General features: G+C 50.8%; 20 protein-coding genes and 1 pseudogene. 10 read left to right on the top strand and 11 right to left on the bottom strand.

Going from position 1 to position 22,064, the window contains the following annotated elements:
* Positions 1 to 121: 121 nt before the first annotated feature.
* A complete protein-coding gene (gene adhE / locus SD961_RS10515) occupies positions 122 to 2,806 on the bottom strand; it encodes a bifunctional acetaldehyde-CoA/alcohol dehydrogenase (protein WP_318790315.1) in 2,685 nt (894 codons plus the stop codon).
* Between the two features lie 479 nt (positions 2,807 to 3,285).
* Here adhE and SD961_RS10510 point away from each other — a divergent pair, with 479 nt between their 5' ends.
* From SD961_RS10510 to oppF, 7 genes are all read left to right on the top strand, one after another.
* Positions 3,286 to 3,933 (top strand): YchE family NAAT transporter, encoded by a 648-nt coding sequence (locus SD961_RS10510; RefSeq protein WP_318790314.1) that lies wholly within the window; start codon positions 3,286 to 3,288, stop codon positions 3,931 to 3,933.
* A gap of 625 nt (positions 3,934 to 4,558) precedes the next feature.
* Complete coding sequence (locus tag SD961_RS10505; protein WP_318790313.1) at positions 4,559 to 6,193, top strand: ABC transporter substrate-binding protein; 1,635 nt, start codon at positions 4,559 to 4,561, stop codon at positions 6,191 to 6,193.
* Between the two features lie 149 nt (positions 6,194 to 6,342).
* Positions 6,343 to 7,974 (top strand): oligopeptide ABC transporter substrate-binding protein OppA, encoded by a 1,632-nt coding sequence (oppA, locus tag SD961_RS10500; protein ID WP_318790312.1) that lies wholly within the window; start codon positions 6,343 to 6,345, stop codon positions 7,972 to 7,974.
* An 84-nt stretch (positions 7,975 to 8,058) separates the two neighbouring features.
* Positions 8,059 to 8,979 carry an oligopeptide ABC transporter permease OppB gene (gene oppB, locus SD961_RS10495; protein ID WP_318790311.1) on the top strand — a complete coding sequence of 307 codons (921 nt, stop codon included), beginning with the start codon at positions 8,059 to 8,061 and terminating at the stop codon, positions 8,977 to 8,979.
* A gap of 13 nt (positions 8,980 to 8,992) precedes the next feature.
* The gene (gene oppC / locus SD961_RS10490; RefSeq protein WP_318790310.1) at positions 8,993 to 9,901 is read left to right on the top strand and encodes an oligopeptide ABC transporter permease OppC; all 909 of its coding nucleotides are present in this window, start codon (positions 8,993 to 8,995) and stop codon (positions 9,899 to 9,901) included.
* Positions 9,902 to 9,912: 11 nt separating this feature from the next.
* Positions 9,913 to 10,920 (top strand): ABC transporter ATP-binding protein, encoded by a 1,008-nt coding sequence (locus SD961_RS10485; protein ID WP_318790309.1) that lies wholly within the window; start codon positions 9,913 to 9,915, stop codon positions 10,918 to 10,920.
* Positions 10,917 to 11,918 carry a murein tripeptide/oligopeptide ABC transporter ATP binding protein OppF gene (oppF, locus tag SD961_RS10480; protein ID WP_318790308.1) on the top strand — a complete coding sequence of 334 codons (1,002 nt, stop codon included), beginning with the start codon at positions 10,917 to 10,919 and terminating at the stop codon, positions 11,916 to 11,918. Before SD961_RS10485 ends, oppF begins: the two co-directional genes overlap by 4 nt.
* Before the next feature lie 42 nt (positions 11,919 to 11,960).
* On the opposite strand, the gene SD961_RS10475 is transcribed toward oppF, so the two are convergent.
* Entirely contained in the window at positions 11,961 to 12,290 is a 330-nt protein-coding gene (locus tag SD961_RS10475; protein WP_318790489.1) for an HI1450 family dsDNA-mimic protein, read from the bottom strand.
* A gap of 41 nt (positions 12,291 to 12,331) precedes the next feature.
* On the bottom strand, positions 12,332 to 13,792 hold the full coding sequence (gene cls, locus SD961_RS10470) for a cardiolipin synthase (protein WP_318790307.1): 1,461 nt from the start codon (positions 13,790 to 13,792) through the stop codon (positions 12,332 to 12,334).
* A gap of 149 nt (positions 13,793 to 13,941) precedes the next feature.
* On the opposite strand from cls, the gene SD961_RS10465 reads away from it, so the two are divergent.
* Positions 13,942 to 14,115 carry a YciY family protein gene (locus SD961_RS10465; RefSeq protein ID WP_306205628.1) on the top strand — a complete coding sequence of 58 codons (174 nt, stop codon included), beginning with the start codon at positions 13,942 to 13,944 and terminating at the stop codon, positions 14,113 to 14,115.
* A gap of 146 nt (positions 14,116 to 14,261) precedes the next feature.
* Here the strand turns inward: SD961_RS10465 and SD961_RS10460 are convergent, their stop codons facing one another.
* The 4 genes from SD961_RS10460 to SD961_RS10445 form a co-directional block, all read right to left on the bottom strand.
* A complete protein-coding gene (locus tag SD961_RS10460; protein ID WP_318790306.1) occupies positions 14,262 to 14,447 on the bottom strand; it encodes a hypothetical protein in 186 nt (61 codons plus the stop codon).
* Between the two features lie 120 nt (positions 14,448 to 14,567).
* Positions 14,568 to 15,257 (bottom strand): DUF421 domain-containing protein, encoded by a 690-nt coding sequence (locus SD961_RS10455; RefSeq protein WP_318790305.1) that lies wholly within the window; start codon positions 15,255 to 15,257, stop codon positions 14,568 to 14,570.
* A 2-nt stretch (positions 15,258 to 15,259) separates the two neighbouring features.
* Positions 15,260 to 15,958 carry a DUF421 domain-containing protein gene (locus tag SD961_RS10450; RefSeq protein ID WP_318790304.1) on the bottom strand — a complete coding sequence of 233 codons (699 nt, stop codon included), beginning with the start codon at positions 15,956 to 15,958 and terminating at the stop codon, positions 15,260 to 15,262.
* Positions 15,959 to 16,348: 390 nt separating this feature from the next.
* A complete protein-coding gene (locus tag SD961_RS10445; protein WP_306205622.1) occupies positions 16,349 to 16,645 on the bottom strand; it encodes a YciI family protein in 297 nt (98 codons plus the stop codon).
* Between the two features lie 204 nt (positions 16,646 to 16,849).
* Here SD961_RS10445 and tonB point away from each other — a divergent pair, with 204 nt between their 5' ends.
* Positions 16,850 to 17,602: a TonB system transport protein TonB gene (gene tonB, locus SD961_RS10440; RefSeq protein ID WP_318790303.1), complete on the top strand. Its 753-nt coding sequence runs from the start codon at positions 16,850 to 16,852 to the stop codon at positions 17,600 to 17,602.
* A gap of 25 nt (positions 17,603 to 17,627) precedes the next feature.
* Here tonB and yciA read toward each other — a convergent pair whose 3' ends face one another.
* The gene (yciA, locus tag SD961_RS10435) at positions 17,628 to 18,059 is read right to left on the bottom strand and encodes an acyl-CoA thioester hydrolase YciA (protein WP_318790302.1); all 432 of its coding nucleotides are present in this window, start codon (positions 18,057 to 18,059) and stop codon (positions 17,628 to 17,630) included.
* 1,860 nt (positions 18,060 to 19,919) lie between these two features.
* Here yciA and SD961_RS10430 point away from each other — a divergent pair.
* Positions 19,920 to 20,051 (top strand): annotated as a pseudogene (locus SD961_RS10430) (ISL3 family transposase); the annotation flags it as partial.
* A gap of 6 nt (positions 20,052 to 20,057) precedes the next feature.
* Here the strand turns inward: SD961_RS10430 and SD961_RS10425 are convergent.
* From SD961_RS10425 to SD961_RS10415, 3 genes are all read right to left on the bottom strand, one after another.
* Entirely contained in the window at positions 20,058 to 20,366 is a 309-nt protein-coding gene (locus SD961_RS10425) for a hypothetical protein (RefSeq protein ID WP_318790495.1), read from the bottom strand.
* Positions 20,367 to 20,619: 253 nt separating this feature from the next.
* Positions 20,620 to 21,156 (bottom strand): septation protein A, encoded by a 537-nt coding sequence (locus SD961_RS10420; protein WP_318790301.1) that lies wholly within the window; start codon positions 21,154 to 21,156, stop codon positions 20,620 to 20,622.
* Positions 21,157 to 21,228: 72 nt separating this feature from the next.
* Positions 21,229 to 21,966 (bottom strand): YciC family protein, encoded by a 738-nt coding sequence (locus SD961_RS10415; RefSeq protein WP_318790300.1) that lies wholly within the window; start codon positions 21,964 to 21,966, stop codon positions 21,229 to 21,231.
* Positions 21,967 to 22,064: the final 98 nt, after the last annotated feature.

The raw sequence follows: 22,064 nt of genomic DNA, 5'->3' as shown, positions 1-22,064 counted from the left end.
GGGACGATGGTGACGTAACGTGACATTATTACTTCAGTAAATACTCATTCTTGATTAATTTCCCTTACCAATTGTGGAAATAAAAAGCCCGCCTGACGGCGGGCTTATTTTTACACTTTATTTACCTTTTACTTTTCTTGTCTGTTTTTCCAGCAACAGCGGGTTGAGCTTCCAGCGCTTCAGCCATATTAGCGAAAACTTCCTGATACTCGCGGCCGTAGAAGGTATCCAGCATAATTTGCTTAAGTTCAGCAATCAGCGGATAGCGTGGATTAGCGCCGGTACACTGATCGTCAAAGGCATCTTCTGCCAGCTTGTCGACCTTCGCCAGGAAGTCCGCTTCCTGCACGCCAGCTTCACGGATTGATTTCGGAATACCCAACTGCGCCTTCATCTCTTCCAACCAGGCCAGCAGTTTCTCAATCTTCTGCGCAGTACGGTCGCCCGGTGCGCTGAGGCGAAGATGGTCTGCCACCTCTGCGTAGCGACGACGGGCCTGTGGCCGATCGTACTGACTGAAAGCGGTCTGCTTGGTTGGGTTATCGTTGGCGTTATAACGAATAACGTTACTGATCAGCAGGGCGTTTGCCAGACCATGTGGGATGTGGAACTCAGAGCCAAGTTTATGCGCCATTGAGTGGCAAACACCCAGGAAGGCGTTGGCAAAGGCGATACCGGCGATAGTAGCCGCGTTGTGCACACGTTCGCGGGCTACAGGGTTCTTCGCGCCTTCGTTGTAGCTGGCTGGCAGATTTTCCTGCAGCAATTTCAGCGCCTGCAGAGCCTGACCATCTGAATATTCATTAGCCAGTACAGAGACGTAAGCCTCAAGGGAGTGGGTTACCGCATCCAGGCCGCCAAAGGCGCACAATGATTTCGGCATGTTCATCACCAGATTGGCATCGACAATGGCCATATCCGGGGTCAGCGCATAGTCAGCCAGCGGATATTTCTGGCCCGTCGCATCATCGGTCACTACGGCAAACGGCGTCACTTCTGACCCTGTACCGGAAGTGGTGGTGATAGCAATCATTTTTGCCTTCACGCCCATTTTAGGGAATTTGTAGATGCGTTTACGGATATCCATAAAGCGCAGCGCCAGCTCCTCAAAGTGGGTTTCAGGGTGCTCGTACATTACCCACATGATTTTTGCTGCGTCCATCGGCGAACCACCGCCCAGCGCGATAATGACATCAGGCTTGAAGGAGTGCATCTGCTCTGCGCCTTTACGCACGATGCTCAGGGTAGGGTCAGCCTCTACTTCGAAGAACACCTCAATTTCCATACCGTGCGACTTCAGCACGGAGACTACCTGGTCAGCATAACCATTATTGAACAGGTAGCGGTCAGTCACGATAAACGCGCGTTTCGCCCCGTCGGTTGCCACTTCTTCAAGGGCGACAGGCAGTGAACCGCGGCGGAAGTAAATAGACTTGGGAAGTTTGTGCCACAACATATTCTCTGCTCGCTTAGCCACGGTTTTCTTGTTGATCAGATGTTTAGGTCCGACGTTTTCAGAAATGGAGTTACCACCCCATGAACCACAGCCCAGCGTCAGTGATGGCGCGAGTTTAAAGTTATACAGGTCACCGATGCCCCCTTGAGAAGCCGGGGTGTTAATCAGAATACGCGCGGTTTTCATCTTATCGCCAAAATAGTTGACGCGTTCACGCTCGTTATCCTGATCGGTATACAGGCATGAGGTATGACCGATACCGCCCATCGCCACCAGCTTCTCAGCCTTGCTGACGGCATCCTGGAAATCTTTAGCGCGGTACATGGCGAGAGTAGGGGAGAGCTTCTCATGGGCAAAAGGCTCTGACTCATCAACCAGCACGACTTCACCGATAAGGATTTTAGTGCTGGCTGGAACAGAGATACCCGCCATTTCAGCAATTTTTACCGCCGGCTGGCCTACGATTGCCGCATTCAGCCCGCCGTTTTTCAGAATGATATCCTGCACCGCCTTCAACTCTTGACCCTGCAGCATGTAGCCACCGTGGCTGGCGAAACGCTCACGCACGGCTTCATAAGCAGCATCCACCACAATGACAGATTGTTCGGAAGCACAAATCACGCCGTTATCGAAGGTTTTTGACATCAAAATAGAGGCGACAGCGCGTTTAATATCGGCTGTTTCATCAATCACAACCGGCGTGTTGCCTGCACCTACACCGATGGCAGGTTTACCAGAGCTGTAGGCTGCCTTCACCATACCTGGTCCGCCTGTAGCCAGAATCAGGTTGATGTCAGGGTGATGCATTAACTGGTTGGAAAGCTCAACGGAAGGTACATCAATCCAGCCGATAATATCTTTAGGCGCGCCAGCTGCGATAGCAGCCTGCAGAACAATATCCGCAGCTTTATTGGTCGCATCTTTGGCTCTTGGGTGAGGAGAGAAGATAATGCCGTTGCGGGTTTTAAGGCTGATGAGCGCTTTAAAAATCGCTGTGGATGTTGGGTTGGTGGTAGGAACAATACCGCAAATCAGGCCAGTGGGTTCAGCGATGGTGATGGTGCCGAAGGTCTCGTCGGTACTGAGGATACCGCAGGTTTTTTCATCTTTATAAGCGTTATAAATATATTCAGAGGCGAAGTGATTTTTGATAACTTTGTCTTCAACAATCCCCATGCCTGACTCTGCCACCGCCATTTTGGCCAGTGGGATACGGGCGTCTGCTGCAGCCAGCGCTGCGGCACGGAAAATTTTGTCGACCTGCTCTTGAGTGAAATTGGCGTATTCGCGCTGGGCTTCTTTAACACGGGCAACCAGTGCGTTAAGTTCAGCTACATTAGTAACGGCCATTATGCTCTCCTGATGGAAGTTTAAACTCTATTAGTAAACAAGTCAGAACCCAGGAGTATAGCCAGGCGTTGTTAATGTGTTGTGATCTGACAGTAACAAGCTTGAATTAACTCAAATACGCTTCTACAGGTTTACTGAAAGAGTCTTCGCGTCACTCCAGCTAAGCGAGCGGGCGTCTACTTAATCAGCCTCTCTTGATGTCTCAGAGCTTACTCACTTCGGAGTAGGCATATTTTGATATAGATCAAGCTGACACCTTTCAGCCGTCTGTTTCAGCCAAAATCCCGGCGCGGGGGAAAGGGATGTTTCAGCGAGGGCTACTCCCTGCGAGAGATCAGCCTGATAATCGCCAGTGGGTAGTGATAAATGTTGCTTATCAGCGGAAAATCCAGGTGATAATTCGAGTTCGACCCCATAGCATATGACCCGCTTTTCCATTACATTAGCCGCCATTAATCTGGCCCTTTCTGGAGCGTAGCGTGAACCCGGCACTGTTAGACCTTTCTGGCTATATCAAATTTTTTGTCGGCCTCTTTGCCCTGGTGAACCCCGTAGGCATTATCCCGGTGTTCATCAGCATGACCAGTTATCAGGTTCCAGCTGCCCGTAATAAAACCAACATGACCGCTAATCTCTCTGTAGCAATCATTTTGTGGACCTCCCTGTTCCTGGGTGACTCTATCCTGCACATTTTCGGCATCTCTATCGATTCGTTTCGTATTGCTGGCGGGATTCTGGTGGTGACAATTGCTATGTCGATGATCAGCGGCAAACTGGGGGAAGATAAGCAGAACAAGCAGGAGAAGTCTGAGACAGCTATCCGCGAAAGTATTGGCGTGGTGCCGCTTGCGCTTCCTTTAATGGCGGGACCGGGCGCCATCAGTTCAACTATCGTCTGGAGTACGCGCTATCACAGCTGGCAAAATCTACTGGGCTTTAGCGTAGCTATTGCCCTGTTTGCCTTCTGCTGTTGGCTTCTGTTCCGGGCTGCACCTTTAATGGTGCGGGTTTTAGGTCAAACCGGCATCAACGTGATCACCCGTATCATGGGGCTGTTGCTGATGGCGCTGGGGATTGAGTTTGTGGTCACCGGCATCAAAGCACTGTTCCCGGGCCTGGTTAACTAGTCGCATCCCATACTAAAAAAGGCTGTTAAAAGCGCATATTCTGCGCTTTTTTTCTGTTTGCTACATTGCGGAGCACCATAATAGTGCTCCACAACGTTTTTATGCCCTAATTGAGTGCGGTTATTCAGCTGGCTTAATATTCCTCAACTGTTATTAATCTCACTACTGCAAAATCATGTAACGCTCTCATTAAGAACGCTTTCCTGCCTGTTTGTGATTTATTTAACAATAATATAATGGCGCTAATACCGTTAAAAGGCAGTGTTATAAACTGTCTTTATCGCCACGCGCCATTTAAAACTCCAAAAACTGGCTGTTGCCAGCAAAACTGTTCATTTTAGCATCGCCTGGTGCCGTGCTTGTGCCTGAATTATCAGCAATCACGCCATTTAACATTTAAAATTCATAAGCTTATGCGTTATTTTTTCTCGTTAAATAACGTTTCTGAATATTAAATAAATGTGATAAAAGAGAATTAGTTAACATTTTTGTTATTTTGCTTTGGCGCATAAATCAGCGTTCTGATAGTTTTTGTGGCTGGTCGGCAAAACTGGCATCGGATGTGCAAATAACTCCTCTTTTTCCGGTCCGTCCGCAGATTAACGAACACAGGTAGTTACGCTTAATGAAATTGCTTTCATGTCCACGTCAGTCACTGCCTTTTTCCCTGCTGATTTTCTCAGGGGTGTTTGCAGGAAGCATAGTAGCCGCCACGGTGCCAGCAGGCGTTGAACTGGCAGATCAGCAGGCGATAGTCATCAATAATGGCAGTGAAGTCTCTTCGTTGGATCCGCAGAAAATAGAGGGTGTCCCTGAAAGCAACATTATCCTTAATCTGCTTGAAGGGCTGACAACCACCGACAACCGGGGCCATGTGGTGCCCGGTGTCGCGGAGAGCTGGCAAAGCGAACAGGGAAAAGTCTGGACGTTCACCCTGCGTAAAGAGGCCAAATGGAGTAACGGCGAGCCTGTCACCGCTGAGGATTTCGTTTACAGCTGGCAGCGGCTGGTCGATCCGAAAACCGCCTCTCCTTATGCAAGCTATCTGCAATATGCGCATATAGAAAATATTGACGCTATTCTGAGTGGCAAAAAAAAGCCGGATGCGCTGGGTATCAAAGCGCTGGATGCGCATCATCTGCAGATTAAGCTCAGTGAACCAGTTCCCTATTTTATTGCTCTGACGGCCCATACGTCGCTGAAGCCCGTTAATCGTAAAGCGATTGAGCAGTGGGGCGAGCAGTGGACGCAACCAGAACACTATGTGGGTAACGGCGCTTACACGCTGAGCGAGTGGGTAATTAACGAAAAAATCCTTCTTAAGCGCAATTCAGGCTACTGGAATAACGCGAAAACGGTAATCAATAGCGCGACGTTCCTGCCGATTGCGTCAGAAGCCAGCGACGTAAACCGCTATCGCAGCGGTGAAATCGACATGACCAACAGCGCTTTACCACCGGATCTGTTTCCAACACTGAAAAAAACGCTGGGCGCACAGGTGCACATCAGCCCTTTGCTCTGCACGTTTTACTATGAACTCAACAACAAGCGTGCGCCGTTTAACGATCCGCGTGTACGTACCGCGGTGAAACTGACGCTCGATCGAAACATTATTACCGACAAAATTATGGGGCAGGGGCAGATCCCCGCTGGCGGCTTTACGCCTCCTTTTATTGATGGCGCTGAGCTGACCGAACCTGACTGGATGAAGCTGACCCAGCAGCAGCGTAACGACCAGGCCAAAAAATTGCTGGCTGAAGCAGGCTACAGCAGCGAAAAACCGCTGACGTTCCGTCTGCTGTATAACACCTCCGACGTAAATAAAAAGCAGGCCATTGCGGCAGCCTCCATGTGGAACAAAAACCTGGGCGCTAAAGTAGCGCTGGATAATCAGGAATGGAAAACCATGCTGGATAGCCGCCATCAGGGTAACTTTGACGTGGCGCGGGCCACCTGGTGCTCCGACTACAATGAGCCTTCCACCTTCCTGAACGCCATGCTGAGCAATTCCTCAAACAATACGGCGTTTTATAAGAGTGAGAAATTCGATGCCTTAATGGCAAAGTCGCTGACCGTCTCCGATCGGGAGCGCGCTGCGATATACCAGCAGGCAGAGCGGCAGCTGGATAATGATTCCGCTATTGTGCCGGTCTACTACCGGGTAAGCGCGCGTCTGGTTAAGCCGTGGGTAGGGGGCTTTACCGGTAAAGATCCGCAGGATCTGACCGATCTTAAATATTTCTACATCATCAGGCATTGAGAGGGATTAGCCTCCTTTCACATAGTGAACGGCAGGATAAAAAGACCCGGCGCGTTATCGTTCTGATGCGTCGGGCAGAAATCCGGAAACGGGGGTAGCTGATGGTTTCAGACCACATTAGCAATAATAAAAACTGGAGTAGGTAATTCATGAACAACATCACGAAGAAAAGCCTGATTGCTCTTGGCGTTATGACTGCGCTGGCTGGGAATCTGGCAATGGCGGCTACGGTGCCGGCGGGCACTGAATTGGCAGCGAAACAGGAGTTGGTGAAAGGAAACGGGGACGAAGTGCAGTCTCTTGATCCGCATAAAATTGAAGGTGTGCCAGAGTCTAACGTAAGCCGTGACCTGCTTGAAGGGTTGGTGATCAGCGATGTTCAGGGACATCCGATTCCGGGCGTGGCGGAGAGCTGGGAAAACAAAGAGGGTAAAGTCTGGACCTTCCACCTGCGTAAAAATGCCAAATGGTCAAACGGTGAACCCGTAACCGCACAAGATTTCGTCTATAGCTGGCAGCGCCTGGCGGACCCTAAAACAGCTTCGCCTTATGCCAGCTATCTGCAGTATGGTCATCTTGAAAACATCGATGAGATCATCGCCGGTAAGAAAAGCCCGGATACGCTGGGTGTGAAAGCGATTGATGCCAATACGCTGGAAGTGACGCTTAGCGAATCTGTCCCCTATTTCTTCAAGCTGCTGATCCACCCATCGATGTCTCCGGTCTATAAACCGGCTATCGAGAAGGCTGGCGAGAAGTGGACGCAGCCGGAAAACTGGGTCGGCAACGGCGCTTTCAAATTGCAATCGCACGTCATTAACGAACGTATTGTGGTAGTGCGTAACCCCGATTACTGGGATAATGCCAACACCAAACTGGATAAGGTGACTTTCCTGCCTATCTCTTCTGAAGTCAGCGACGTTAACCGCTATTTCAGTAATGACGGCAGCGACATGACCTACAACAATATGCCGATCGAGTTGTTTAAAAAGCTCCAGCGCGATAACCCGAAAGAGCTCCATGTTGATCCTTATCTCTGTACCTATTACTACGAAATTAACAACCAGAAGCCGCCGTTCAACGATCCTCGCGTACGTGAAGCGCTGAAGCTGGGTATCGATCGCGATATCATGGTGAACAAAGTTCTGGCTCAGGGCCAGCTGCCAGCCTACAGCTACACGCCTCCGGCTACTGATGGCGCCGACCTGACCAAACCTGAGTGGTTCAGCTGGTCGCAGGAGAAACGTAACGCTGAAGCGAAAAAACTGCTGGCAGAAGCGGGCTACACCGCCGATAAGCCGCTGACGTTTGAGCTGCTCTATAACACTTCTGATCTGCATAAAAAGCTCGCTATCGCCGCCTCTTCTATCTGGAAGAAAAACCTGGGCGTTAACATCAAGCTGAATAACCAGGAGTGGAAAACCTTCCTGGATACCCGTCATCAGGGTAACTTTGACGTTTCCCGTGCGGCATGGTGCGCGGATTACAATGAACCCAGCTCCTTCCTGAATACTATGATCTCCAACAGCAGCTCTAACACCGCCCATTACAAGTCGCCAGCATTTGATAAAGTGATGGCTGAGTCTGCTAAAGCGAGTGACGATAAGGGGCGCAGCGATCTCTATACTAAAGCTGAGCAGATCCTCGATAAAGACTCTGCTATCGTGCCGGTCTACTATTATGTGAACGCCCGTCTGGTGAAAACCTACATCGGTGGCTACACCGGTAAAGATCCGCTGGACAACGTGTACGACAAAAATCTCTACATCATTAAACATTAATGGCAAAAATTTGGGGGAAGGGTCTCTTTCCCCCTGTGTGTCTATTTTGAGCAGTGCTGAGGCACAAGCCAGCAGGTACGGGCAATGTTAAAATTTATTTTTCGTCGGTGTCTGGAAGCGATTCCGACGTTACTTATTCTGATTACCATCTCTTTCTTTATGATGCGCCTGGCGCCCGGTAGCCCTTTTACCGGAGAACGCACGCTGTCGCCTGAGGTGATGGCCAATATCGAAGCTAAATACCATCTTAACGATCCGATCTGGAAGCAGTACGGCGACTATCTGTTCCAGCTGGCTCATGGTGATTTCGGTCCGTCGTTTAAATATAAAGATTATTCGGTTAACTATCTGGTCGGCCATGCCTTCCCGGTTTCTGCCAAGCTCGGCCTGGCGGCATTTTTGCTGGCGGTGATCCTGGGTGTTTCAGCGGGGGTTATCGCCGCCCTGAAGCAGAACAGTAAATGGGATTTCGTCGTCATGGGGGTAGCGATGACCGGGGTGGTTATCCCGAGTTTTGTGGTAGCACCGCTGCTGGTCCTGGTCTTCGCCATTGCGCTGAAGTGGTTACCCGGCGGAGGCTGGAACGGCGGAGAGGTGAAATACATGATCCTGCCGATGGTGGCGCTGTCGCTGGCTTATATCGCCAGTATTGCGCGTATTACCCGTGGCTCGATGATTGAGATCCTGCACTCCAACTTTATCCGTACGGCCCGCGCGAAAGGGCTGCCGATGCACCGTATCGTGCTGCGTCATGCGCTGAAACCAGCAATGCTGCCGGTAATGTCTTATCTTGGCCCGGCGTTTGTCGGTATCATTACCGGCTCAATGGTGATCGAAACCATCTATGGTCTGCCGGGTATTGGACAGCTCTTTGTAAACGGCGCGCTGAACCGCGACTACTCGCTGGTACTGAGCCTCACCATTCTGGTGGGCGTGCTGACCATTGTGTTTAACGCGATTGTTGATGTGCTCTACGCCGTCATCGATCCGAAAATTCGTTATTAATCCGGAGCTCGCCATGATATTGAGTAAAAAAAATAGCGAAGCTCTCGATGCCTTCAGCGAAAAACTGGAGGTCGAAGGTCGCAGCCTGTGGCAGGACGCCCGCCGTCGTTTTATTCATAACCGTGCCGCGCTTGCCAGCCTGATTGTGCTGCTGGTGATTGCCCTGTTTGTTATCTTCGCCCCAATGTTCTCTTCATTCACCTATGACGATACCGACTGGGGCATGATGTCTTCCGCACCAGATATGGTATCCAGACACTATTTCGGCACCGACTCATCAGGCCGCGACCTGCTGGTACGTGTGGCGATTGGTGGGCGTATCTCGCTGATGGTGGGCATCGCCTCCGCGCTGGTGGCGGTACTGGTCGGCACGCTCTATGGCTCGCTCGCGGGCTATCTGGGTGGTAAAACCGACTCGGTGATGATGCGCCTGCTGGAGATCCTGAACTCATTCCCGTTCATGTTCTTTGTTATTCTGCTGGTTACCTTCTTTGGCCGTAATATTTTGCTGATTTTTGTCGCTATCGGTCTGGTCTCCTGGCTGGATATGGCGCGTATCGTGCGTGGACAGACGCTGAGTCTGAAACGCAAAGAGTTTATCGAAGCAGCACACGTTGGCGGCGTTTCCACCTTTAATATCGTCCTGCGCCATATCGTGCCAAACGTGCTGGGCGTGGTGGTGGTCTATGCCTCGCTGCTGGTGCCAAGCATGATCCTGTTTGAATCCTTCCTCAGCTTCCTGGGATTAGGCACGCAGGAGCCGCTGAGCAGCTGGGGCGCCTTACTGAGCGACGGTGCCAACTCAATGGAAGTCTCTCCGTGGCTGCTGCTGTTCCCGGCCGGTTTCCTGGTCGTGACGCTGTTCTGTTTCAACTTTATCGGCGATGGCCTGCGTGATGCCCTCGACCCGAAAGATCGTTAAGGAGTCTCCCGATGAGCGTAATTGATATGCCTGTGGCAAAAAAAACGGGAACCGACCTTCTACTCGACGTGAAAGACCTCCGCGTCACTTTTGGTACGCCTGACGGTGATGTGACGGCCGTTAACGATCTCAATTTCAGCCTGCGTGCGGGTGAAACGCTGGGCATCGTAGGCGAATCGGGATCGGGCAAATCGCAAACGGCTTTTGCCCTGATGGGCCTGCTGGCGAGCAATGGCCGTATCGGTGGCTCCGCCTTGTTCAACGGCAGGGAGATCCTTAACCTGCCGGAGAAACAGCTCAATAAGCTGCGGGCTGAACAGGTTGCGATGATCTTCCAGGATCCCATGACCTCGCTCAACCCGTACATGAAAGTAGGCGAGCAGCTGATGGAAGTGTTGCAGCTGCATAAAGGCATGAACAGCGCGCAGGCGTTTGAAGAGTCTGTACGTATGCTGGATGCGGTAAAAATGCCGGAAGCGCGCAAACGCATGAAGATGTATCCCCATGAGTTTTCCGGTGGGATGCGCCAGCGCGTAATGATTGCGATGGCGCTGCTGTGCAGACCTAAACTGCTGATTGCGGATGAGCCGACCACTGCCCTGGACGTCACGGTACAGGCGCAAATCATGACTTTGCTGAATGACCTGAAACGGGAGTTTAATACCGCGATCATCATGATTACGCACGATTTGGGCGTGGTTGCGGGGATTTGCGAACGCGTACTGGTTATGTATGCCGGACGCACTATGGAATATGGTACGGCGCGTGATGTTTTCTATCAGCCTACACACCCTTATTCGATCGGCTTACTGAATGCTGTGCCGCGACTGGATGCGGAGGGCGACTCCCTGACTACCATCGCCGGTAACCCACCCAACCTGCTGCGTCTGCCGAAAGGCTGCCCGTTCCAGCCACGTTGCCAGCATGCGATGGAGATCTGCTCCACCATGCCGCCGCTTGAGCCTTTTGGCGAGGGACGCCTGCGTGCCTGCTTTAAACCTGTGGAGGAGCTGGTATGAGCGCCGTAGCAGAAAAGAAAGTACTGTTAGAAATTGCCGATCTTAAAGTCCACTTTGATATCAAAGATGGCAGACAATGGTTTTGGCAGCCATCGAAAACCCTGAAAGCTGTAGATGGCGTCAGCCTGCGTCTCTACGAAGGCGAAACGCTGGGGGTAGTGGGCGAGTCTGGCTGCGGCAAATCCACGCTGGCGCGAGCCATTATTGGTCTGGTGCAGGCTACCGAAGGTCGCGTAGCCTGGCTGGGGCGCGATCTGCTGGGACAAAGCGAAGAAGAGTGGCGTCGGGCGCGCAGCGATATCCAGATGATTTTCCAGGACCCGCTGGCCTCGCTTAACCCACGCATGACCATCGGCGATATCATTGCCGAGCCGCTCAGAACCTATCACCCGAAAATGGCGCGTCAGGAAGTCAAAGAGCGGGTCAAAACCATGATGATGAAGGTTGGCCTGTTGCCGAACCTGATCAACCGTTATCCCCATGAGTTCTCTGGTGGTCAGTGTCAGCGTATCGGGATTGCCCGCGCACTGATCCTTGAGCCGAAGCTGATCATCTGTGATGAACCGGTCTCTGCGCTGGATGTTTCTATTCAGGCGCAGGTGGTTAACCTCTTGCAGAAATTGCAGCGAGAAATGGGACTGTCACTGATCTTTATTGCCCATGATCTGGCGGTGGTGAAGCATATTTCTGATCGCGTGCTGGTGATGTATCTGGGCCATGCCGTTGAGTTAGGCACCTATGATGAGGTCTATCAGAACCCTCAGCATCCCTACACCCGAGCGCTGATGTCTGCTGTGCCGATCCCGGACCCGGATCTGGAAAAGAACAAAACCATTCAACTGCTGGAGGGGGAATTGCCCTCGCCAATCAATCCGCCTTCAGGTTGTGTGTTCCGCACGCGCTGCCCGATTGCCGGGCCGGAATGTGCAAAAACGCGTCCTTTGCTGGAGGGCAGTTTCCGCCACGCCGTCTCATGCCTGAAAGTGGACCCGCTGTAACAGCAAAAGGCCGGGCAATGCCCGGCCTCTTTTTATGCTTAATTACTCACGCCACAGAATATGGCAGAGCTTGTGATCTTTCTCACGGCACAACAGCACGCGGGCAAAGACATCGTTGATCGGCTCGCCATCGGCATCGCCCAGCCCAATCACCACTTCAGAGAAGAAGTCGGGGTTAAGATCATAATCCACATGCTCTGCCCAGTCTTCGGAAGGGTCGAACAGTTCGGCGCCGCCACGCTCTTCAAACTGCAGGTTAAACAGAATAACGTCGGCCGGATCGAGGTTATCTACGGCCAGTTCCAGAAAAATATCGTAGGCCTGTTCCAGCGTTTCATCTTCAGTAAGGCGATTATTTAAATCCATAGCAATTCCCATAATGCCCGTGTGGGCGCTGTGCAATTCCGCTCGTTTTACAGCAACGGACTGAAGAAGTAAAACAGTCGTTCAACAATCCGCTGCCAGTAAGCTCTTCTGGACCAGCGTTGCGCATCTACCAGACGGGAACGGGCAATATAATCGTCCTGAACGCGGGCCAGGTCACCGCCAAAGCCATCATCATCAATCACCAGCGTAATCTCAAAATTAAGCCACAGACTACGCATATCCAGATTAACCGTTCCGATCAGGCTAAGCTGCCCGTCAACCAGCACGCTTTTGGTATGCAGCAGGCCATCTTCAAACTGATAAATCTTTACCCCGGCCGCCAGCAGCTCCGCAAAGAATGCGCGGCTTGCCCAACCCACCAGCAGGGAATCGTTATGGCGCGGCACGATAATGCTGACCTCGACGCCTCTTAGCGCAGCGGTACAGATAGCATGCAGCAGATCGTCACTGGGTACAAAATAGGGGGTGGTCATAATCAACTGCCCGCGGGCAGCATACACGGCAGTCAGCAAAGCCTGATGGATCAAATCTTCCGGAAAACCGGGTCCGGAGGCGATGACCTGAATAGTGTGCCCGCTCTCCTGTTCAAACGGCATCACGTTGCCGTCGGGCGGCGGCGGCAAAATGCGTTTTCCGGTCTCAATCTCCCAGTCGCAGGAGTAGATGATCCCCATGGTCGTGGCCACCGGACCTTCCATTCGCGCCATTAAATCAATCCACTGGCCCACACCCGCATCCTGTTTAAAATAGCGGGGATCGACCAGGTTCATGCTGCCTGTATAGGCAATATAGTTATCTATCAGCACCACTTTACGGTGCTGACGCAGATCCATCCGGCGCAGGAATACACGCCAGAGGCTGACTTTTAACGACTCAACCACATCAATACCGGCATTGCGCATCATCGCGGCCCAGGGGCTGCGGAAAAACTGTACGCTCCCGGCGGAGTCCAGCATCAGGCGGCAATGGACGCCACGACGGGCTGCGGCCATTAAAGACTCCGCAACCTCATCGGCCAGTCCACCTGGCTGCCAGATATAGAACACCATCTCAATATTATGACGTGCCAGCTGGATATCGCGGACCAGTGCCTGCAGCGTATCGTCCGTTGAGGTCAGAAGCTGCAGCTGGTTACCTTTGACGCCCGCCACACCCTGACGATTTTCGCAAAGCTGAAACAGGGAGCGCGCCACGTCGCTGTTTTCATGCGCAAAGATTTGATGACAGGATTTCAGATCGTTCAGCCATCTGGCGGTGGAAGGCCACATAGTACGGGCGCGTTCGGCACGGCGCTTCCCCAGATGCAGCTCACCAAACGACAGGTAAGCGACAATCCCAACCAACGGCAAAATATAGATAATAAGCAGCCAGGCCATGGCAGAAGGTACGGCGCGTCGCTTCATCAGAATGCGAAGCGTCACGCTGGCAATCAGCAGCCAGTAGCCAAAGATCAGCAGCCAACTGAATACGGTATAAAAAGTCGTCATGTCAGTGAAAATCCTGTTCACGCGTGAATAGAGGGAGTTTACGTGGTGATGACAACGGGCGAAACCTTTTCCTGTGATAGTCATCGGACTTGGCCTGAAGGGAGAAAGGTCTATAATGCGGCGCGAGTTTTTAAAGCGTAGAGGGTAAAATGAGACGGAGTAGAAATGAAGTCGCTCGCTGGCGGATGTCACGTCAGGTTCAGCGCCGCCGGGCGCGCTGGCTGGAAGGGCAGTCACGTCGATATGGACGGATGCACGCCATTCGCCATCAACTGAGTCAGCAGCAGCGGCGTTCTATTCTGTTTATCACTCAGATCCCGTAAGCTGCTTAACGCCCCGCATTCCCGGGGCGTTTGTAATGGGGTAACCAGCATGCCCGCTATAAGCGTTCAACAGAACTCAGCGTGCAACGAGCTGAGGGTTATTCCCGGGGTGCTCTCCATTCAGCCTCTGTTATTGCGCAAACGAGCTAAACAAGACTCACTGAGAGCACGGTTATTTCACTGCTCTTTAAATTCATCAGCTCTTTGATGCTAAAGATATACTGCTCCAGGGCCTCTTCTACCTCCTCTCCTTCAAAAAAGCCGTGCGAGGTCTGGTGCTCTTTCTCTTCTTCTTTGATGACGTACGAAACAAACCATTTCTTTTTCTGCATGTTTTTCTCCACAAATTGTCGGCACAACCGCTGGTTTTAGTTCTGAAAACCACTTAATGCAAGTCAGAACGCGTTATGCATAATCCGCTTCAACCTTTTGCACTAAACGCTTCCTCGCTTTTAAACTTTTTCAACGCCCAGCCGCTTAACCGCAGGCCGCCAGTCGCGCTGCCCGCAGTATTCACACTCTGCCTGCGGATCTTTATGACTCTGTACGACAAACCCGCAGTGGCCACAGGCGAAATTCCCTTCTGCAGCTATACGCTTACTGAAATCTTCATCCTGCCCCGGCAGCAGCCAGAGCCCGACACGCGGTTGTTTATACAGTATCAAGCTTACGCCTCCGGAAGGTTCCAGCCAGGCGCGTCGCACTTCACCCAGATGTTGCACGCCCATTGATCGCAGCTCCGAGAGGGTTCTGTCGCGGGAAAACTCGGCGTGATGCAGATGCTTCAGCGCCAGCCGTCCGTCCATTACCAGCATCGTGACGTCGCCCTGCGTAAAGACTTCGACCTTATGGGAACAGAAGGAGAGCAAAGAGAGCAGACGAAAACAGCCGAGCAGCGTGAACAACAGCACCACCGTCGATAAAATGCCTTTATCCGGGGTCTGCAATGGCGCGCCGATGGCGGCTCCCAACATAACCATAATCGCCAGGTCAACGATACTTAGCTGACCGGCAAACCGTCGGCCCATCAGCCGCAATACCAGCAGTAAAATAAGATAGATAATAATAAAGCGCAGCAGCACTTCGGCGGTAAAACTCCAGGGCGCTTCGCCAATCAGCCATTTGTGCAGGTTGTCACTCACCTTTAATCCTCCAGATCGCGGGATGCGGGCAACCAGTGCCGCGCCTGGCAACAGCGGCAGGGGGACTCAGGTTTCTTTTTGCTTTTACAAAGATTGCCACAGGAGGCGCAAACGTGATGCTCCTCATCCATCATCGCCGCAAGCAGGGGCTCATCAAAACGCGGGACAATCGCCAGCCCTGGCCGTGGCGTGTCGCTCCAGATCAGCGTCAACGCGCCGGAAGGCTCGATATATACCCGGCTCAGCTGTCCAAGATGTAATACGCCCCGACCACGCAGAAGTGAAAAAAGTTTCTCACGCGATAAAACCGTATCCCGTAACGTTTTCAGCTGCAGGCGACCGTCGTCCAGCGCCACGCGCTCTGTGCCCGTCAGCACGCGATCAAGTTTGCGAAAGCGCAGGCTCAGATGACCAATCAGATGCTGTACCGCCACCAGACCGCAGATAATCAGCAGCGGCGGTAAAAGTCCCCGCTTGTCATCCAGCAGCGGTATGCCCATCGTACCGGCCAGAGCGATCACGGCAGAGAGCTCAATCAGCGTGTATTGTGAAGCGACACGACGTCCTGACAGACGCAGCGTAATGATGATCAGCACAAAACAGATCAGAGCGCGGGCAATCACTTCAAGCAGAAAAACAGGGGGAGCCTGGCCTAACAAGAGACGGGATACATCCGACAGAAATATGTCATTCTGCTTCATTGACAGGCTTTCCTCCAGGTTCAGCAAGTGGACATTAAGAATTATATATCCTTAGCACCAGGATGCCTGCGAGAGGAGTAAATGAAGTCAGGATATTTTCAGGTTAGTTACTTACAGGCTGCTTCAGAAGTAACAGGTGGAAAGGGGGAACGGGCCGGGTTCGGAAAATCGGCATCGCTGAGAGAGGCAAAAAACTGCAGGGATATAAACGACACCTGGAGTTCGATGCTGACTTCATGCTATCCGTCTGTCACAAGCACTGCCTGCCGGAAATTTTAACCAGATAAAAAAAGAGCCAGAAAACTTTGAGTACTAATCTTTGTACTAAAGTGATTTCCTGGCTTTTAATTTACAGGTATCTCAATGGATTAAAGAGAGAGTTGCAATATATCAGAACACTCGCTTAAAGGGTTTAACCGCAACCTGCTTGTAGACGCCCGCTGCAATATAGGGGTCGTCCTGCGCCCATGACTGGGCGGCTTCCAGTGAAGGGAATTCCGCAACGATAGTCGAGCCGCTAAAGCCCGCTTTGCCCGGCTCGTTGCTGTCAACGGCTGGCATTGGGCCAGCCACTATCAGGCGACCTTCATCCTGCAACAGTTGCAGACGCGCAAGGTGGGCAGGGCGCACGGCGGTACGCTTCTCCAGTGAATCAGCATTATCTTCCGCGTAAATTACGTAGAGCACGTTTACAACTCCTGTCAGGTCAAATTATCGCTCATCACGTTAAGTCATCGTTCAGTGAACTGCAATCTAAAGATAACATGGCTTTGATAACGGTCAGGGGATGAAGGGTTTATAAGGAAATTCGGGCCGCCAGGGCGAGAGGTTATTGAAACTGATTGCTATTTGCATTTAAACTTGCAGCTTCACCCTTACAGCAGAAAGATTATGACGACGCTTGCAGAAAACTCTTTACCCCGACGTATTTCGCTGCCGATGCTGTTTTCAGTCGGGCTGCATGCCGCAGTGATTGGGGGGATACTTTATGCTTCTTTTCACCAGGTTGTTGAAGTGCCCAAAGCGTCTCAGCCCATTAGCGTCACTATGGTTGCGCCTGAAGTGCAGCCAGAGCCACAGCCTGCGCCGCAACCGGCACCAGAACCCATACCGGAACCTGAACCCATACCGGAACCTGAACCGACCCCGGCACCGGAACCACCTAAACCCGAGCCTGTTCCGATCCCTGAGCCGGTGCCAAAGCCCAAACCCAAACCCAAACCAAAACCGGTGAAAAAGGAAGTGGTAAAACCGAAGAGAGTGGTGAAGACCGAGCCAAAGGCGGCGTCACCCTTTAACAATGAAAAAACCGCAGAAGCGCCGAAGCCTTCAACCGCACCTAAAACGTCCCCGGTGCCTACAACCGCCGTGGCAACCGGCCCTAAGGCACTGAGCGTCGGCAAGCCTGCCTATCCTGCCCGTGCGTTTGCGTTGCGTATGGAAGGCCGGGTGAGGGTACAGTTTGATGTCGACAGTGCGGGACAGGTTGAGAATATCCGCATCCTTTCCGCCCAGCCGCGCAATATGTTTGAGCGTGAGGTAAAACAGGCGATGAAAAAATGGCGCTATGAAGCGAACAAGCCCGGAAAAGATATGACGATGAATATCGTTTTCAAAATCAATGGTGGTAGCAGCATCGAATAGAAAGGCGGTCATCCGCCTTTAATCACTAATCCTGTTCACAGTCGTTGAAGTTGCTTTTGCCTTCAGGTAAGGGACGGGATTTTCCCTCATCATCTACGGCGACATAGATAAAGACCGCTTCGGTGGTGCAGTAGCGCTGGCCAATGGGTGCAGAAGAAACTTTCTTGATCCAGACTTCGATATTAATGGTGATTGAACTGGTGCCGGTGCGGATACAGCGTGCATGGCAACTCACCACATCACCGACGGCGACTGGCTTCAGGAAGGTCATCCCATCTGCGCGCACGGTGACCACTCGTCCTCCGGCAATCTCCTTCGCCAGAATGGCCCCGCCCATATCCATCTGCGCCATCAGCCAGCCGCCAAAGATATCGCCATTGGCGTTAGTGTCAGCCGGCATCGCCAGTGTACGCAGCACCATCTCCCCCTGCGGGACTCTGTTTGTCACTTCGTTCATTCTCAGGCTTCTCAGTCAATAAGTGCAAAAGGCCCATATCTGGGCATGAGTGTTATTTTTCTTCTTGCAGCAAAAATTGGTGCTACAAGATGTTTGAGATTCATGTGATTCTGGTTGATTTCTCCAATACATTCAACCTGTTAATTGCGATTGCCTTTTATTTTGTATGCTTTCGCATGATCCTGAATGGCTTCAGTTTATGATTCTGTTTATACACTACTGTCTGTAAATTAAAGAAGTATACACATTACTTACTGATACAAAGTTCAGAAAGTTTCCCGGTAAACGCCGGGAGAAAGTCGAAATTATCACCGATGCTAAAGGTCTGAATGTAAAGCTTGCCACTGCCAGAACCGTGCCACTTTTTTGCAGGGTAAGCCTCGACCATCGAGCACTGGAGAATATCCAACCTTATCCTTATCACAGGCAAGGGAACGCAGGCAAAAGTTACGTAGCGGGTGAGTGAAGGCTATGACCTCCGCCAGCAGGCTATGCTGAACGACAGATTAAGCCAGAGGCCCTAAGGGTAGAGCAAGCATATCCCTGTTGGGAAAACATTCCGCTCACTGGCTGGCCAACGTGATATTCACCTTGCAGCAGTACATCAATAAGCAATGCCAAAAGCAGTTTTAGCAACAGATATTTCTATGAAAAAACATTAAATTCGACTAATAATGTCATTCAGGAAGCGATTGATGGCCAGTTAACTCCTGCAAGAACTCAGTCATAAATGCTTTCATCATATTACTTCTCAAAATGATTAAAGTGGTTCCAGATAAAACCAATAAATATCCATTACACCCAAACCCTGCTCGCTAACCACTTCATATCTATCTTTATATGGACACATATGCTGAATTATAAATTAATGTAGGAGGGTTGTTTAATTGATCAAAACTTCTTAATTGATCATTAAAAGGCATATTAAAGTTATAGAGAAGTTAACAACTATTATCCAGGGTCGAAATTAATGATTAATTAATAAAAACAATTAGTTATTTTTATTGATCGTTATTACTGATCAAAAGTTGAGAATTGATTGGAACAAACAATTAGATCAAATCATAACCAGAATGTATTTTGAAATCGTCAAGGGAGTTGATTATGAAGCGGAGGGAGATATGGATAATAATGATGATGGCTTGTTTTTTTGTCTGGGTAATAGTTTTGACGCTAATTTATAAAATAATAATTATTTTTCTCCTAAGGGCTGTTCTGCCTTAATTTATACAACACCAGGTGCCCGGCATATGCCGGGCTTTTTGCTTTCAAGTTAATATTTTTTAAAAAGTTTTTTTGTAGGGTTATAATTTCTTTGTGGACTAATTAATTATATAAATAGTATTTCTATGTGGGGCTTACCACTGTTGTAGTGGCTCAGGGCATAATGATAGCAGTCTTGATTTTCTGAGGAGCCAGCCATGGACGAAAAAACCTCTATGACCCTATCCTTAACCTGTCGGCACTGTGGCAAGTGCAGTCCCTTTCTCTTGATGGAAAATCCGGTTCAGCGACGTCATCGTCGGTATTGTTGAGCGCATAAAACTGCCTTGCCCAAACTACGGTAAATTCTGCTATATCCGGTCGTCAGAGAGGAAAGAAACCGACCTACAGCAAACAAAACGTCCTTGATCACTGCGCTGAGAGTTCAGGGGTTGCCCGCCAGGCGTTATTCCAAACCAGCCAATAATGGGTAATGAAAAACTTTTCTGCCTCTGTGGCATAGCTGCTATGACGACAATAGTCGGAGGTTGTGGCAGGAATGGATGACGATGAAGAAAGATACGTGATACCACTTGTGGTCAGCGTTACTGCATGGCCGCAAAGCGTCTTTAGGGTGTCGCTGAAAGCGATAAATGGCTATCGAATGGGAATGCAAAGTCCCTGAACAGCAAAATATGGCTGCTCAGGATCAGGTCACGGGGCTTCAGGAACATAGAAGGCTTCAAGCTGGGCGTAATGTTCCAATATGGGAAACTGGATATGATTTTTCTGCAATCACTTATGCTTAAGAGAGTTATAGAATTTTTTTTGCTGGTGCTGTTGTATTCGCTCTTCATTCTCCTTTTCCTTTTCTTTTTGCCACATATTGCTGCACCCCGGATCGCCAGGGTTACGGCAAAGGATATAGGGCGTTTTATTAACTTGAGACTCGCGTTGCTCCCAGGATAATGTGGGCTTTACCTCTGGGGATAATAAGTACTCTTTCTTGTTAGTACTATCCAGCATATCTGATGAAGCAGATACTGCAACGCCATGAAGCAGCAAGATAAGCGGGGCATAGGCATATTTTTTCAGGTATGGCATGAACGTTATTCCTTTAAACGTTGATACGAAAGTTAAATTGTAACGCTGGCGAATGAGCCACCACAACAGGGGAAGACCCTTTTATATACAAAAATCTGGCAGAGAAAAAGGGCTATGTAAATTAATCGGAGCAGGATTCAGGGCAGGATTAGCTCTGAGTTGTAGTGACATCAAAGATGGGGCCAGGACTTACAGAATTATCTACAGGAAAGGGTGCTGTTAAAGGGGATTTACATCCCCTTAAGCTTTCACATTACTTCTCTTCTTGCGGCATCAGACGATAGATATAGAGCCCGCTGATCACCGTAAACAGCAGGGTGAGGCCGGTCAGACCAAACACTTTAAAATTAACCCAAAATTCCTGAGACAACCAAAACGCTACGTAAATATTTGCCAGGCCACAGGCGAAGAAGAAGAGCGCCCAGGCCACATTCAGCCTGCGCCAGGCCGCAGCGGGCAGCGTCAACTCTTTACCTAACATCGACTGAATAAGCGGTTGCTTCATCCAGAACTGACTGAACAGTAACGCCACGGCAAACAGGGTATAGATCACCGTCACCTTCCACTTAATGAATTCGTCATTGTGGAACACCAGCGTTAAAGTGCCAAAGACCGTCACCAGTACAAAGGTAATCAAGGTCATTTTTTCCAGCTTGCGATAGAGCACCCAACTGACGACCAGCGCCAGTGCCGTGGCGGCGATTAACGCACCGGATGCGACAAAAATATCGTACATCTTGTAGAAGATAAAAAAGACCACAAGCGGAAGGAAATCGAGTAACTGCTTCATAAAGGTTTCCAGAATCCAGACTGAAATGTGACCTGCTGGTGGCGTGCTGCAGAGCAAGCACGCCGCCAGAAATCAGCGTAACAGCATATAGAGGCGATAGAGATAAATAATCAATATGGCTGAGATCAGATTGCTCAGGGCATTGAGAACCACCGAAGCCACGTTAGCGGGCAGGATGGTAAGCGAAGAGGCCAGCAGCAGTACCAGGATCTTTGCCAGCAGCCAGACAGCGACGGCAGGCGCTACCACTTTCATCTGGCTCCAGACCAGACGAATGCTGGTGCGCATAGCGGCAAACAGACCCACTTTCTCCGTAGAGAGGATCACCGGCGACAGGGCCAGCACCACGGCAAGGATTACCCCAGGCACTACCAGCACCATAAAGCCAATCTGAATTATCAGCGTCATGATGAAAACCAGCAGCAGCAGGCGCGGCAGCGTTGGTGCAGAAGCGCCAATAGCACGCAGGGCGCTAACGCGCTGCCCGGCTGAAACCATAGGGATCAGACTTAGCATACCGCCCAGTAGCAGGGTATTCCCCACCAGTGAGGCAAAGGTTCCTGCGGCAGAAGCTCGCAGCAGAACGCGCTGCTGATCGGGTGACATGTTCTGCACCATCTCCAGCAGGCTCATCCCCGAGCCGCTTTCTCCATCGGTCAGGATAGAGAGCTGGTCAGCGCCAGGCGTCAGCGCGTGGCCGATCAGTACGGTGATAAAAGAGGTCAGCAGCGCCATCAGCACAATAGTGATCAGCTGGTGACGAAGAAAATTCCCCGTGTCACGGTATAACGAACCCGCCGTGATAGACATGTACTCTCCTTGAAAAACCAATTGTTGCGATCCCGCGATTGTACATGGTCTGCGAGCAACCTGGCACCCTGACTTACATAACTTTCAGTTAAAGAAGA

The organism is Erwinia sp. MMLR14_017 (assembly GCF_033657285.1).
Lineage (GTDB): Bacteria > Pseudomonadota > Gammaproteobacteria > Enterobacterales > Enterobacteriaceae > Erwinia.
The sequence above is the reverse complement of the archived record's forward strand: the minus strand, read 5'-3'. Positions and strand labels throughout refer to the sequence as shown.